Annotated in this window: 9 protein-coding genes, 1 tRNA gene and 1 pseudogene; 3 read left to right on the top strand and 8 right to left on the bottom strand. The window is 64.0% G+C overall.

Annotated features, from left to right (window positions below):
• Positions 1-8: 8 nt before the first annotated feature.
• A complete protein-coding gene (locus tag H5J25_RS10125) occupies positions 9-1,646 on the bottom strand; it encodes a FecR family protein (protein ID WP_202090611.1) in 1,638 nt (545 codons plus the stop codon).
• A 158-nt stretch (positions 1,647-1,804) separates the two neighbouring features.
• Between H5J25_RS10125 and H5J25_RS10120 the strand changes: the two genes are divergently transcribed.
• Together H5J25_RS10120 and H5J25_RS10115 are read left to right on the top strand one after the other, a co-directional pair.
• Positions 1,805-3,664: a ShlB/FhaC/HecB family hemolysin secretion/activation protein gene (locus H5J25_RS10120; RefSeq protein ID WP_225883037.1), complete on the top strand. Its 1,860-nt coding sequence runs from the start codon at positions 1,805-1,807 to the stop codon at positions 3,662-3,664.
• Positions 3,564-5,774: a putative bifunctional diguanylate cyclase/phosphodiesterase gene (locus tag H5J25_RS10115; protein WP_225883036.1), complete on the top strand. Its 2,211-nt coding sequence runs from the start codon at positions 3,564-3,566 to the stop codon at positions 5,772-5,774. Before H5J25_RS10120 ends, H5J25_RS10115 begins: the two co-directional genes overlap by 101 nt.
• A 33-nt stretch (positions 5,775-5,807) precedes the next feature.
• Here H5J25_RS10115 and H5J25_RS10110 read toward each other — a convergent pair.
• The 6 genes from H5J25_RS10110 to H5J25_RS10085 all read right to left on the bottom strand — a co-directional run bounded on the left by H5J25_RS10110 (position 5,808) and on the right by H5J25_RS10085 (position 11,847).
• Positions 5,808-5,883: transfer RNA gene (locus tag H5J25_RS10110), tRNA-Lys, on the bottom strand.
• Positions 5,884-6,000: 117 nt separating this feature from the next.
• Positions 6,001-7,113 carry a rod shape-determining protein RodA gene (gene rodA, locus H5J25_RS10105; RefSeq protein ID WP_202090607.1) on the bottom strand — a complete coding sequence of 371 codons (1,113 nt, stop codon included), beginning with the start codon at positions 7,111-7,113 and terminating at the stop codon, positions 6,001-6,003.
• Positions 7,110-9,185, bottom strand: a complete 2,076-nt coding sequence (mrdA, locus tag H5J25_RS10100) for a penicillin-binding protein 2 (protein ID WP_202090605.1) — start codon at positions 9,183-9,185, stop codon at positions 7,110-7,112. The genes rodA and mrdA overlap by 4 nt, the downstream gene beginning before the upstream one ends.
• 8 nt (positions 9,186-9,193) lie before the next feature.
• Entirely contained in the window at positions 9,194-9,718 is a 525-nt protein-coding gene (gene mreD / locus H5J25_RS10095; protein ID WP_202090604.1) for a rod shape-determining protein MreD, read from the bottom strand.
• The gene (gene mreC, locus H5J25_RS10090) at positions 9,715-10,626 is read right to left on the bottom strand and encodes a rod shape-determining protein MreC (RefSeq protein WP_318781278.1); all 912 of its coding nucleotides are present in this window, start codon (positions 10,624-10,626) and stop codon (positions 9,715-9,717) included. Before mreC ends, mreD begins: the two co-directional genes overlap by 4 nt.
• A gap of 174 nt (positions 10,627-10,800) precedes the next feature.
• On the bottom strand, positions 10,801-11,847 hold the full coding sequence (locus tag H5J25_RS10085) for a rod shape-determining protein (protein WP_055779595.1): 1,047 nt from the start codon (positions 11,845-11,847) through the stop codon (positions 10,801-10,803).
• Positions 11,848-12,023: 176 nt separating this feature from the next.
• On the opposite strand from H5J25_RS10085, the pseudogene mutL reads away from it, so the two are divergent.
• Positions 12,024-13,866, top strand: a pseudogene (mutL, locus tag H5J25_RS10080) (DNA mismatch repair endonuclease MutL).
• 128 nt (positions 13,867-13,994) lie between these two features.
• Here mutL and H5J25_RS10075 read toward each other — a convergent pair.
• Positions 13,995-14,567: a DUF7010 family protein gene (locus H5J25_RS10075; RefSeq protein WP_202090602.1), complete on the bottom strand. Its 573-nt coding sequence runs from the start codon at positions 14,565-14,567 to the stop codon at positions 13,995-13,997.
• Positions 14,568-14,752 lie beyond the last annotated feature (185 nt).

Here is a 14,752-nt window from a genome sequence, read left to right as displayed (position 1 = left end):
TCGACGGGTCAGCCCTTCTTCCCCTTGAGCGCGTCTTCGGCGGCTTTCGCAGCGTCGTCGTTCCCCTTGGCCACGGCCTTGGCGATAGCTTCGGCGGCTTTCGCAGCGTCGTCTGCCGCCTTCTTCGCATCCCGCGCCGCCTTGTCCTGTTGCTTGGCAAGGTCAGCAAGCGTGGCGGCGGCAAGTTTGCCCGCTGCCTTGATGATGTTATCGGCAAGCTTCTCGGCTTCGTGCTCGGCCGCTTTGGCAGCGGCATCCGCCGCCTTGGCCGCGTCCTTCATCGCTTTCTCGGCTGCCTTGTCGGTCTCTGCCTTGGCTGCATCTCTCATCGCCTTGTCGGCCTGCGCCTGCGCCGCAGCAGCGTTCGCCTTGGCCGCCTCGTCACTGGCCTTTGCCGCGTCCCGTGCAGCCTTCTCGGCCATTGCCACCGCCTGGGGATCATTGCCCGAACTCGCTGCGGTGGCGGCAGCAGCTGCCGCGGCGGCTGCGGCTTGATCCGCAGCCGCCTGCATCTGCGTGACGACGGAAAGTGCGGCAACGCGATCGGCCTCCGCCTGTGCAGCGACCTGCGCGGCGGTCGCTGCAGCGGAAGCCGCCTCGTCTGCGGCAAGCTTCGCAGCTGCGGCAGCAGCCTCGCCTCTCACCTTATCTGCATTCGCCTGCGCCGTCGCTTCCGCCGCACGCTGTGCTGCCAACTCGGCAAGCTGTGCCGCCTGATCGGCATCCGCCTTCGCCTTTGCGGCTGCTTCGGCCGCCTGCGCCTGTGTATCCGCCACCGCGCTTGCCTGTTCCTGCGCTTCCGTGGCGGCGATCGACTTGGTGGCGGCTTCTACCGAACGGACCGCGGAACTGGACGCTTCGTTCGCCGATTTCGACACGCTTGCCAGCGCGGTGAGATCGGCGTCGCCACCCGTCGTGCCGTTGACCAACCCCCCCGTGACAGTGGCCAACGGTACCGGCGCCTCGAACGCCGCGGTGACTATCGACGGACTATCGGGGACGATCGCGGCCGTCTCGGCGGCCGGCGGCACTATCGTTGGATCGACCGGGACCGCAGGCACAGCCGGCGCGGCAGGGGATATGACGACCTTGGTGATTCCGTTAGTCTCGACCTGCATCCGGTACAGATCGTTCGCGCCCACCATCGCGAAGGACCCCGGACGCAGCAGATCGTGCGCACCGCCATCGGGGGTGGCGACATCGACGGCACCCTCCAGCACCTGAACCGATGCCCCGGTCGCGCTCACGCCCACGGAAAAGGTCGTGCCTTTCACCACGGCGGCAAGATACGGCGTCTTCACCTCGAAGTGCGCTGTCATCTTCTTCTTGATCATGAAGACCACATTGCCGATTTCCGTGAATACCTGCGTGAAGCCGGATGCAGCGACGTCCGTCGGCAGACGCAGCCGGGACGACGCGGCAACCATCATATATTCGGTGCCGCGAACCAGAACCGCGCGGCTTCCGGGACCCGTCGTGACGGTATCGCCGGCCTCTACCTGCGACCCGCGCGTCGCGATCTTGGTCACGCCGCTATGCAAGACCTGAACGGACCCGCTGGACTCGCTGATCTTCCAGCCACCATCGCTGGCCATTGCCGCCGTCGAGCAACTGGCCGCCAGAATTGCGATAAACGGTTTGCGCACAACGTCTCTCCAACCAATCTCTCCGTCGGGCTAGGCATCAGACTTTGCCATGATGTTAGACGATCTGGTAAACGCGGTGTTCACTAATGTACGCGGTCTAACCTTTTGGAAAGGCATAAGCTTTACCCCCGATTCTCGATCGAAGACGGGGATTGTGGATGCGTTGGTTGGGTAAGATGGTCTGGACGGCGTCCGCTCTCATGATGGCGTCTGCCAGCTACGCGCAGACGGGGCTGAACCAGGCCGATCCCTCGATTGTGATCCGCTCGCTGCCCAAACCCGGTGCGCCCGTCACGCAAATTCAGCCGCCCGTCGTCACCGACCCGGCCGTTGACCTGGCTCCGCTGGCGGCTGCCAGACCGCGTGTTGCGTCCGCGATCATCGTTGTCGGGGGCGATGAGATTCCGCGTGGCGTGTTCGCCGCGGCCTTGGTCCCGTTCCTGGGTGCAAATTTGGGGAACGGGGATCTTTCGCGACTTGCCGGCAGCGTAGCCGCCGCCGCCCGTGACGCCGGCTATCCGTTCGCAAGGGCTTGGATCGAACCGCAGTCAATGGCGCAGGGCGTCCTGCGTGTCAGCCTGGAAGCCGGCACGCTGTCCGCCGTCCGCGTGATCGGCGCCCACAATCCGCTCGCCGATCGAATGCTTACAAGGGCGCTGGTAACAGGGCGCGCCGTTCGCCGCGCGCAACTGGAACGGGCGATCCTGTTGATCGGCGATATCCCCGGGCTTTCGGTGAAGGAAAGCCGGTATATCCGGCAGGATGGGTTCGGTATTCTTTTGGTCACGATCGCCGAGGATCGGGCCAGTCTGTATGCACAGATCGACAACCGCGGCAGCAAGGAGGTCGGTCCGCTGCGGACGACGCTGCTTGGCAGCCTTCGCAGCGTTCTGAGATCCGGTGACGAACTAGGCGTGGTCTCCGCGCAGACACCTTTTCAGCCGTCCGAATTCTTCTTTCTCCGGGCGCGCTATTCCACGCCCGTGAACGCAGACGGCGCTGTCGTGTCGATTTCCGGTTCCTACGGACGCGCGCATCCTGGCGGAACGCTGCTGCCGTTGCGGGTGATCGGAAAAAGCTATGACGGCAGCCTGTCCTACACAGTGCCGCTGCTTCGCGATCGTCGTCGCTCCATCTGGGCGAGCCTCGATCTGCGTAGCCTGCAAGGTCGTCAGACGCTGCTCGACAGTCCCTTGCGAAATGATCGCCTGACCACTCTCTCCGGCGCGTTGAACGGCAACGGCCGATTGGGGGGCGGCGTCCTTCGTGGCAGTGTGACAATCGTTGCGGGGTTGCCGTTACCGGGCATGACGCACGAAGGCGATCGCCGCATCTCGCGTAGCGACGGCGACGCACGTTTCGTCACACTGAACTACGATCTGGAATGGGCCACGCGCCTGTCTGAGCGATTAAGCGTAGCGCTCACATCGCAGGCGCAGATCGCTTCCCGACCATTGCTTGCCACGACGGAGATCGGCGTTGGGGGCCGGTGTTCGGACGCGGATACGATTATGCGGAACGCACCGGAGACCAGGGCATCCTGGGTGGGGCGGAGCTACGCGCAGACTTCGGCCGGCTCGCGCCCGGCGTGGTGGATCGCGCGCAAATTTACGGCGCCGTCGACGGAGGGTATGTCGGCAACCTTCGCAACGGCCCCGGGGGCGGCTCGCTCCTGTCCACGGCCGCGGGCTTACGGATCGGCCGCGGGCGGATCGACGGGATGCTGGAGGTCGCACTGCCGATCAACCGCGATCGCTTCGACACGAAAGATCGCCGCCCGCGCATCTCCTTCCGCTTGTCGCGGATATTCTGATGCGACCCAAGGCTTTCCGGGCCGCGTTTCAGGCCGCGCGCTTTTCGTCCTGGGCGATCCTGTTTGCGATAGCGCTTCTTGGATCCTATTTGTCGTTCGGAAGCGTGGGATCGGCGCTGGAACGCGCGATCTCGCCCGCCCGGTTCGCGGCGTTCGATCGCCCGCCCAGCGGCAAGGTCGTCATCGTCGAGATGGACGCGCGTAGCGTTGCGGCGATCCGGCGATGGCCGTGGTCGCGGTCGAACTATGCCAAGGCCGTCGATCGCCTCCGCTTGGCAGGTGCAAGCTCGATCGTGTTCGACGTCGATTTCTCGACGCCGTCGGATAATGCTGGCGATACCGCCTTCGCGGCTTCGCTGGCCCGCGCGGAGGGCAGGGTGGCCCTGGCCACTTTCGGGCAGAGCGAAAGTTCGACCGATCAGCGGATCATCGATGCCCTGCCGATCCGGAAGTTCCGGCCACACGTCGCATTGGCTTCGGTCAACATCGCGCCCGACCCGGACGGACAGGTGCGCGCCATGCTTTATGGCACCATGACCGATGGAACGCCGCGTCCGTCGCTTGCCGCCTATATCGCGCAGCGATCCGGCAGCGCGGGGACCGAGTTCGCGATCGACCTTTCGATTGATCCTGCAACGATTCCGCGACTCAGCCTGATCGACGTCATCGAAGGCAGGTTCGATCGTTCGGCGGTGCGCGGCCACGATATTCTGATCGGGGCGACTGCGATCGAAATGGGCGATCGGTACGGAACGCCGCAATGGGGTGTGATACCCGGCGTCGTAATCCAGGCGATGGCCGCGGAGACATTGCTACGGGGGGTGCCGCTCACCGGTTCGGCGTTGACCCTGTTCGTCGTCGGCATGATCGCAACCGGGTTGATCGTCGCGTCCCGCTCGACCGGAATGCTGGTTGCCACGGTTGGCGCGCCGCTGGTCCTGATCGTCATCGCGGCATTGGTGGCGCAACATTGGCTGCTCATTACCTACCCGCTGGTCCCGCCGCTCGGCATGATCGCCGTGGCTGGCATGATCTGCGGCCTGCGCGAGGCTGCTGCACGGTTCCGGCGCCAACGCACGATCGACGAGGCCACCGGGCTGCCGAATAAAAAGGCGATGATCGCGGCAGGGGAGATGGACGCGTCGGCGACGCTGGTTGTGGTCCAGATCGACAATTACGATAGTCTGCAGGCGGTACTGGGCGCCGGTCCGAGCGACGACCTGATCGTTCGCGTCTCCGAGCGGCTGGCGCTGATCGCCCGCGACCGCGCGGTGTTCCGAACCGGGGACCGGCAACTCGCTTTCCGTTTGCCGGCGGATCATTGTCTGGACGACACGCTCGAGGGTCTGCGGATCGTGCTGCGCCAGCCTGTCGAGGTGGCAGGCCGCCGCGCCGACGTCATGGCGTCGGCCGGCGTCGCCTCCGGCACCGATGGCGTGGGAAGCCTGCTGCTCGACGCGGTGATTGCCGCCGAGGAGGCCGTCAGGCTCGGCAAGTTCTGGCATGACGGCGCGCGAGACGGGGCCGGGCGCGACGCCGACATTTCGCTGATGGGCGAATTGGATGATGCGCTCCGCACCGATCTGATCGAAGTCTATTATCAACCGAAATACAGCCTGCGCGAAGACCGAATCGCTAGCGTCGAGGCGTTGGTTCGCTGGAAGCATCCGGAACGCGGGTTTATCGGCCCGGACCTATTCATCCCGATGGCGGAAAAGACGAACCGGATCGAAGCGATGACGCTCTATGTGCTGCACCGCGTCGTCAGTGACCTTGCGATCTGGCGCATCGAGCACCCTGACGTCACCGCAGCGGTCAACATATCTGCCAAACTCCTCTCCGACACAGCCTTCAACACCGCCGTCGAAGATATTCTGAAATCATCTTGCGTACCGACCTCGTCTCTGATCTTCGAGGTAACCGAGTCTGCCGCGATGTCGGACCCGGCACGCGCAATCGCAGCACTCAACCGGTACCGGGAACTGGGCGTCGCCGTGTCGATGGATGATTATGGCACCGGACAATCCACGCTGACCTACATTCGACAGTTGCCGCTGAGCGAGTTGAAGATCGACCGCAGCTTCGTCCAGCACGCCTCCCGCAACGTGAACGACGCGGTTCTCGTTCGATCGACGATCGAACTGGCTCATAAGCTTGGGCTGAAGGTCGTCGCTGAGGGCGTAGAAGACCTGGAGTGCCTGACGTTCCTGAAAGCGTGCGGCTGCGACCTCGCCCAGGGGTATCTCATATCCAGACCGGTGCCGATTTCCGCGCTCACCGAAATGCTGTCGATACAGATGCGTTTCGCGGCCTGACGATCGCTTGTCGTCCTGTTTTCGGGAGAAGAATGGTGGACGCACTTGGGCTCGAACCAAGGACCCGCTGATTAAGAGTCAGCTGCTCTACCAACTGAGCTATGCGTCCATATCCGGGCGGTGTCATTGGCGCTTTGGAGGGCGCCACCGCGTTCGGGGAGGGCGCGAACTACCATCGCCGGGCGGGAATGCAACCCCTTTTTTAATGATTGCGTACCGCTTTTCATCACCAGCGGTTGGTCTGCCGGTTTTGCCGGTCGATCGACATCAAAATGCCGAGACACAGCAGGACGGTGAGCTGGGCCGAGCTGCCATAGCTGATAAAGGGCAGGGGAATGCCCACCACCGGCGCAAGGCCCATAACCATCGACATGTTGATCGCGACGTAGAAGAAGATCGTCGCAGAAAGCCCCGCGGCGGCAAGGCGTGCGAAACGGCTTTGCGCGTTCAACGCGACGCTGGCGCCCCAGAAGATCACGGTTAGAAAAGCGATGATCAGCGCAACGCCGCCGATCAGCCCCCATTCCTCCATCATCGTCGCCAGTGCGAAGTCGGTATGCCCTTCGGGCAAATAGTCCAGATGGTTCTGCGTGCCGTTCAGGAAGCCCTTGCCGAAGACCCCGCCCGACCCGATCGCGATTTTCGACTGGCTGATATGATAACCGGTGCCCAGCGGATCGCTTTCGGGATCCAGGAAGATCAGGATACGGTTCCGCTGGTAATCGTGCAGCACGTAATTGAACACCAACGGCACCATCGCCCCCAGCGCCAGCGTACCGCCGACGAACAGGCGGATCGGTACGCCGGCCAGGAAGACGACCGTAACACCGCCCGCGGTGATCATGAGCGCGGTGCCGAGATCGGGCTGCTTCATCACGAGCGCCGCGGGTATGCCGATCAACAGCGCCGCGGGCCAGATCGCGCCGAAGCGTCGCGTTTCCCCGGGTGGCAGTAGATCGTAGAACTTGGCGCAAGCGAGCACGATGAACGGCTTCATGAATTCGGACGGTTGCAACCGGATGAAGCCAAGGTCGAGCCACCTCTGGCTACCGCCGCGCACCGCCCCCAGAAGCTCGACCAGGATCAGCGCGATGACCAAGCCGGCATAGACAGGCAATGCGACACTGCCCCAGAAATCCGCCTTCACCCGCGACAACAGGATCGCGCAGCTCATCAGCACCGCGAACCGGATGCCCTGGTTGAAGGCCCAGGGTTGCCAGCTGCCCCCGGCGGCCGAGTAGAGGACGATCAGTCCGAAACCGCCGATCGCCGAGACGAGGAAGATCACCTTCCACGGCAATTGCGCGAGCGGGGCGGGAACGAAGTTACGGCTGCTCATCGTGGTTCCGGTGATCCCGTGGTCTGCGCGATGCCGTTGCCGGTCGCGGTATCGTGCGCCTGCGCCTCTGCGGTGGCGTTGGCGGCGGCGGTCGCAGCCTCGACCGCCGGCGCGTCGGTCGGTGCGCCGGCATTCTGTTCGGTGGCCAGCCCGACCGCCGGAGGCGGTGCAGTGGCAGCGGCGCGGTAAGCCGCCGCCTCTGCGGTAGCGCGCGTCGCGATATCACCGCCCCAAGTCGGCTCGACCTCCGCCAAGGATGCCAGCGCGCGCTCGCGATCGAACATATAGGTCATGATGTCACGACCGGTGAGCGGCGTATCCAGATTGGCAACCGTATGGCCGTTATGCTCGAGCACCACCGCCATTGCGTATTTCGGCTTATCTGCGGGTGCAAAGCAGACGAACAACGCGTGATCGCGCATCTTGAACGGCAATTGCGAATTCTTCAGCACCCCGCCGGCCCGCTCCGACATTGTGATGCGGCGCACCTGTGCGGTGCCGGTCTTCGCCGCCAGCGCGACGCCGGGCACGAGCATCCGTGCTCGCCCGCCCGTGCCGCCCTGATTGACCACGCCGAACATCGCCTCGCGAACGACGGCCAGATGCTCCGCCGAATAGGGCAGGGGCTGCGGGTTCGGCGCCGGGCCGCTCATCAACAGGCGCGGGATCAGGTTCTTGCCCGATCCGATCCGCGCCGCCATTACCGCCAGCTGGAACGGATTGGCCAACACGTAGCCCTGTCCGATCGAGGCGTTCAGGGAATCCGCGATCGTCCAACTCGTCTTGTACTTCTTCTGCTTCCACGCGCTGTCCGGCATCGTGCCATAGCGCTGCGATCCGAACGGAAGATCGAACTTCTGCCCCATGCCCAGCGTCCGTGCGACGGGGGCGATCGCGTCATATCCTACGCGGCGCGCCATCTCGTAGAAATAGATGTCGCAGCTTTGCATCACTGCATTCTTCATATCCAGCGGACCGTGCCCGCCGCGTTTGTGGCAATGAAATACGCCGGTGCCCAACCGCATGGCACCCGAACAATTGACGCGCTCGCTCGCGCTCACGCCGGCATTCAACAAAGCCAGCGCGTTCATCGGTTTGACGGTCGAACCGGGTGGATACAGCCCCTGCAGCGTCTTGTTCATCAACGGCACGTGGTCGTTGTCCGACAGCATCTTCCATTCGAGATGGCTGATACCGTCCGAAAAGAGGTTGGGATCGTAAGCCGGCATCGACACCATCGCCAGGATGTCGCCGGTGTCGCAATCGATCATCACGACAGATCCGCTATTCGTACCCAGCCGACGTGCGGCATATTCCTGCAGGCCCGCATCGATGGTCAGCCGCGCTGTCTTGCCCGGCACGTCGGGCCGCGTCTCCAGCTCCTTGACCAGTTTACCGCGCGCGGTCACCTCGACCCGCTTCGCACCCGGCGATCCCCGCAGCGACGGTTCCAGCGTCTTCTCGAGGCCATCCTTGCCCAGCTTGAAACCGGGCGTGACCATCAACGGGTCCTTCGTTTCGCGGTACTGGTCGGCCGACGCGGCGCCGACATATCCCGTCAGATGGGCGACCGCCGCGCCCGCTGGATAGTTGCGCGAAAATCCACGCGTCGGCGCGACCCCCGGCAATTCGGGCAGACGTACACTGACGGCCGCAAACCGCTCCCAGTCTAGATTCTCGATCACCTGCACAGGCTGGAAGCCCGCCGCATGCTTCAGATCGATATTGATCCGCTCGATCTCCTCGGGCGGCAGGCTCAGGATCTGGCCCAGAACCGCGAGCACGCGATCCTTGTCCTCCAGCCTGTCGGGGATGATATCGACGCGAAAGTCGGTCCGGTTGTTCGCGATCGGCGCACCGTTGCGGTCGACGATCCAGCCCCGCCGGGGCGGTACCAGCGTCATGTTGACGCGGTTGCTTTCCGACATCGCCTGATAATGCTCGTTCTGCGCGATCGACAGCCACGCCATCCGCCCTGCCAGCATCAGCCCGACGCCGCCCTGCGCAACGCCAAGCATCACGGCACGACGCGAAAAGCTGTATGATTGCGATTGTTCGGTAACGATCCGCATGGGTCGATCTATGCGCTCTCGCGCTTCTCATCAAGCCAGGCGCATAGCCGCGAGACGACGGGAAATAGCATGATCGTAATGGCGACCTGGACCAACAACACGGTGTCGACGTGCGCGGTGATCGGCGTGGCGAAGAACCTCCCGGTGATCAGGCAGAATGCGATCGCGCCCGACGCGATCAGCCAGTCCTGCCAGAAATCGCGGAACATCAAACGTTGTTCGATCAGGTCGATCGCAAAGAAGCACAGCATCCACAGCAGCATCGAACTGCCGAGCGGCTGACCGCTCAACAGGTCGTCGAACAGCCCGAGCGGCAGCGCAGCCCAGATGTGGAAATTGTCCGACCGCATCAGCCGCCAGCCGAGCAGCATCAGCAGCCCCATCGGCGGTAATACCGGGATCGTCGCGACTAACGGCCAGATCGTCACCAGCGAACCCAACATCACCGTCAGAGCGGGCAGGGCGCGCGACAGCTTGCCGGCGGGCGCGGGATCGAACGGGCCCCGGCGCGGCTGCGGATGGGGGCGCTTCATTTGCCGGCCGGGCGCGATGGGGCGGGAGACGGCGTGGGCGAGCGGGCCGGGGAGGGCGACGGCGTCGGCGATGCTACCGGCACCGGCGTCGGTCCCGCGGCGGGCGGTGGAGGTGGCGGGGGCGGCAGGAAGATGTCTTGTACCAGCGCGAAGTCCAGCGTGTTGGGTCGTGCGAAGCTGCGGGCACGGGCGCTATCCTGCCCGCGCTCGATCACGCGAGCCACCGGAATGCCCGGGGCATATATTCCGCCATTGCCGGACGTGACGAAAACGTCGCCCGGCGCGAGCGAGACGTTCGACAGGGTCCCGGCATTGATCTGCAACAGCCCGTCGCCGCGTCCGTCCGCAAGCGCCACCAGGCCATCGCGCGTGCGGCGTACGGGAACGCGGCTTTCGGCATCGGTGATCAACAAGACGCGCGACGTGTTCGGCCCCGCCTCCAGAATTCGGCCGATCAAGCCATCCGGGCCCCGCACCGGTTGCCCGACCTTGACGCCCTGCCACGTGCCCGCGTTCAGCGTCGCCGTTCGCCGCGTGCTGGATGCAGAGGAATTGACCAGCCGGGCGGCGACGATGGGAACGGCGACGCGTTCGCGGATCTGCAGCAACGCCGTCAACCTGCGATTGTCCCGCGCCAACGTCCGCGCGCGCAGCAGCAACGCCTGCACGTCGTTCAGTTCGCGGCGCAATTCGGCATTCTTGTCGACGGTCGCGAAATGCTCCGAAATGCCTTCGGGTATCGCCGCTATCCCGCGACCGATCCCCGCTACGCCCGAAGAAATCGGCGTCGTGATCTCGGCCAGCGAGGCGCGCATGGCGGCGAATACAGGCGGGTTCATCGTGGCGAAGGCAAGCAGCACCACCGCGACAACCGCACCGGCGACCGCGATGACATATCCCAGGAACAAACCGTATTGCGCCCGTCGCGAAAACCCCGGGCGCCGGTTGCGAGACGGCGCCATTCTATCCCTTCACAAGCTGCGCGATCGAGATGGATCGGGCGGGTTTCGGTGTATCGACGCGTCCTATCATGCGGTGCCGGTCGCTGCGATCCGCATCGCGGGCAATTCCGACACCGGCAATCAGGCGCTGTGCAGCACTCCCCGGAACATCGGATCTTCCAGCGCGCGGCCGGTGCCGAGCGCGACGCAGATCAGCGGATCGTCGGCGATCGTCACGGGCAAGCCGGTCTCGTCGCGCAGAACTTCGTCAATGCCGGACAGCAATGCGCCGCCGCCTGTCAGGACGATGCCCTGATCCACGATGTCCGCCGCCAATTCCGGCGCGGTATTTTCCAGCGCGATCCGGACGCCTTCGACGATCGCCCCGACCGGCTCGGACAATGCCTCGGCGATTTGGCCCTGATTGATCTGGATTTCTTTCGGCACGCCATTGACCAGATCGCGACCCTTGACGTGGATGGTCAGGCCGATGCCATCCGCCGGCGGCTTCGCAACGCCGACCTCCTGCTTGATCCGCTCGGCGGTGGAATCGCCGATCAGCAAATTGTGATTGCGGCGGACATAGGAAACGATCGCCTCGTCCATCTTGTCGCCGCCAACACGTACCGACGTGGTGTACGCCAGACCGCGCAGGCTCAGTACCGCCACTTCCGTCGTGCCGCCGCCGATATCGACGACCATCGACCCGATCGGCTCGGTCACCGGCATGTCCGCACCGATCGCGGCTGCCATCGGCTCCTCGATCAGCCACACCTGCGACGCGCCGGCATTGGATGCGGCGTCACGGATCGCGCGGCGCTCGACCGAAGTCGATCCCGACGGCACGCAGATGACGATCTGCGGCCAGCGCAGGAACGGCTTCTTGCCGCCGTGCACCTTCCGTATGAAATGCCCGATCATCTGCTCGGCCACGTCGATATCCGCAATCACGCCATCGCGGAGCGGGCGGATCGCCTGGATGCTGTCGGGCGTCTTGCCCATCATCAGCTTCGCGTCCTCACCGACCGCCTTGACCTTCTTGACGCCGTTGATCGTCTCGATCGCCACGACGGACGGTTCGTTGAGCACGATCCCGCGCCCGCGAAGATAGACGACGGTGTTCGCGGTGCCGAGATCGATCGCCATGTCGTGCGACATCAGTCTGAACAGGCGCGAGAAGAAAGCCATGAATCGTTCCGTTATTGGCCGCGCCCGAACACGCGATCGTGCGAAGAGGCGGCAGTGCGCGTAGATATCTTGCGCGAAACGGGTAAAGCACGGCGACCTGGGCATGGGTTCCACGCTCAGGTTTGCCGTTCAGTTCCGGGTCGCGGGAAGCCGTCGCTTGGTCTAGAGCAACCCCCATGTCAATACGACGCCTGCCCGAACATCTCGTCAATCGCATAGCTGCCGGTGAAGTGGTGGAAAGACCCGCCAGCGCGCTGAAAGAGCTTGTCGAGAATGCCGTCGATGCGGGCGCCCACCGAGTCGATATCCGCCTTTCTGGCGGCGGGATCGACGGGATCGAGGTGATCGACGACGGTTGCGCCATGAGCCCGGATGACATGGCACTCGCGCTCGAACGCCACGCCACCTCGAAGCTGCCCGATCATCTGCTGGTCGATGGCGCGATCGAAAACGTCGCGACGCTCGGATTTCGGGGCGAAGCGTTGCCCTCGATCGCCAGTGTCGCGCGGCTGACGCTGGAAAGCCGGGTGCGCGGGGCGGAGGGCTGGGCCCGCATCGTCGACAATGGCACTCTGGTGTCGGAAGGTCCCGCCGGTGTGCCGCCTGGCACGCGCGTCCGCGTCGAGGGCTTGTTCGAACGAGTCCCGGCGCGCCGCAAGTTCCTGCGCACGTCCCGCTCGGAATATGCCGCCTGCCTGGACGTGGTGAAACGGCTCGCGATGGCGCGTCCCGACATCGCCTTCTCGGTCGATCATGACGGTCGCCGCGCCTTGCAGGTCGCCGCGGGAGACAGCCTGCCGCAACGGGTCGCCGCGCTTACCGACAAGGGCATGATCGACAATGGTGTCGCGGTCGATCTGCAACGGGAAGGGCTGACGCTCGGGGGTATTGCAGGCCTGCCAACCTTCAATCGCGGCATTGCCGATCACCAATATCTGTTCGTCAACGGACGGCCCGTGAAGGACCGCCTCCTGATCGGCGCGATCCGCGGCGCCTATGCCGAGATGATGCCGCGCGATCGGCACGCAATGGTTGCCTTGTTCCTCGACGTTCCGGCGGACGCGGTCGACGTCAACGTCCACCCGGCCAAGACCGAGGTGCGCTTCCGCGAACCGGCAATGGTCCGCGGCCTGATCGTCAGTGGCCTTCGCCGTGCGCTGGACGAGGCCGGACATCGCAGCGTCCAGCGGCCGGGCGAGGATGCGATGGCCGCGTGGACGTCTGAACCTGCGGGGCCGGGGGCGGAGGCTTCATCGTGGCCCCCCACCGACAGGGCATCCGGATCCAACGGTCACGTCGGACTATGCCCTCTCGGAACGGCAGACACCAAACCTTTGGGACCGCCAATATTCGGTTCAGGATCGCCGCCAGCATTTCACTGCTCCTACGCCGCAGGCGCGCGCCGAACCCGCTTATGCCCCGCCGCCCGAAGTCGCCGCCTTCCCGATGGGGGTCGCGCGCGGGCAGGTTGCCAAGACCTATATCGTCGCGGAGGCATCGGACGGCCTCGTCCTCGTCGATCAGCACGCTGCACACGAACGTCTCGTCCTCGAACGCATGCGCAAGGCGATGGCCGATGGCGGCGTCGCCAGCCAGGCGCTATTGCTCGCCGAAGTGATCGAACTGGACGAACCCGCCTGCGACCGTCTCGAAGCGCGCGCCACGGAACTCAGCGATTTCGGCCTCGATCTCGAACGGTTCGGGCCGCGCGCAATGCTCGTCCGCGCCGTCCCCGCCATGCTCGGCCAAAGCGACGTCACCGGCCTCGTCACCGATCTCGCCGACGAACTAGCCGCCTTCGACGAAGCGCTCAGCCTCAAGGAGCGCCTCGACCACGTCGCCGCCACGATGGCCTGCCACGGCTCCGTCCGCGCCGGCCGCATCCTTTCCGTCGCGGAAATGAACGCATTGCTCAGGGAAATGGAGGTTACCCCGCATTCCGGGCAGTGCAATCATGGCCGGCCTACGTGGGTCAAATTATCTATGACGGACGTGGAGAAACTTTTCGGCCGGAAGTGAACGATTTAAGGGCGCGATAAGGTGCTCGGATACTGAGACTCCGCCAATGGAATGATTGGGGGACGAAGCCCATTGTGGCCATTCGAATCTCAAATCGCCGGTGAATAATCTTGGGTTGAACACAACGGTCATGCCGGCCTTTGAACCGAGGAGGGCTTCCGCATCGCCCTAATGGCATAGACATAAGACACCGCCGCCGCACCCGCGATAGCGGCGCCCCGAAGGTCATCCGGGACAATCAAGTAAGCGGCGTAACAGAGGACAGATCGCAATACGAAGTGGGTAAAGCCCGCCGGATCGTCAGCACCCCATCCAGGAGGAACCCAGACAACGCCTGAAAGAATTGCAAGTCCTAGAATGAGGAGATCAAGCTCGCCAGTCGCTCGGGCGGCGATTATGACGAGCGGGACGAGCAGCCCGACGACGGTGATAAAACGCATAAAAAGCCGGGCGATAGGATTGTCGTTTCCTTCCCTCCACAGGCCCAGCTTTCCACGAAATTTGTCGATCGCAATAGCGATGGGAACGGGAATCGCAGCGGCGATAAAAGGTGCAAAGTAAGGCAGCGCGTCACCAAAAGCGTATGCGGCGACGGCGAGTATCGACCACGCAATGAGCCCGCCGGCTGGCATAGCCGTCGTGCTTGTCGCCAAATAATCCCGCCGGACATCGGCGAAGGGCATCGTCGAATAGTTTCGCATCCCATTAGATCCTGACTATGTCGCCAACGTTGGATGCTGGCTTCGTTAGTTGGCGATATGATGGTACATGAACGATACGAAAGCTCGGCGCCAACAAACGCGAAATTTCCGCTGTCCACCATCCTTGGCGATTTTTGCAACGATACTAATAGGTAAAGACTGGTACAGTTGCGCACGGCAATACC

Origin of the sequence: Sphingomonas aliaeris (assembly GCF_016743815.1) — a bacterium.
Classification (GTDB): Bacteria; Pseudomonadota; Alphaproteobacteria; order Sphingomonadales; family Sphingomonadaceae; genus Sphingomonas; species Sphingomonas aliaeris.
The sequence above is the reverse complement of the archived record's forward strand: the minus strand, read 5'-3'. Positions and strand labels throughout refer to the sequence as shown.

Excerpts from the sequence above, each read along its gene's own strand:
- mrdA (WP_202090605.1), bottom strand. The coding sequence starts at position 9,185 with ATGCGGATCGTTACCGAACAATCGCAATCATACAGCTTTTCGCGTCGT.
- rodA (WP_202090607.1), bottom strand. The coding sequence starts at position 7,113 with ATGAGCAGCCGTAACTTCGTTCCCGCCCCGCTCGCGCAATTGCCGTGG.
- H5J25_RS10075 (WP_202090602.1), bottom strand. The coding sequence starts at position 14,567 with ATGCGAAACTATTCGACGATGCCCTTCGCCGATGTCCGGCGGGATTAT.
- H5J25_RS10120 (WP_225883037.1), top strand. The coding sequence starts at position 1,805 with ATGCGTTGGTTGGGTAAGATGGTCTGGACGGCGTCCGCTCTCATGATG.
- mreD (WP_202090604.1), bottom strand. The coding sequence starts at position 9,718 with ATGAAGCGCCCCCATCCGCAGCCGCGCCGGGGCCCGTTCGATCCCGCG.
- H5J25_RS10085 (WP_055779595.1), bottom strand. The coding sequence starts at position 11,847 with ATGGCTTTCTTCTCGCGCCTGTTCAGACTGATGTCGCACGACATGGCG.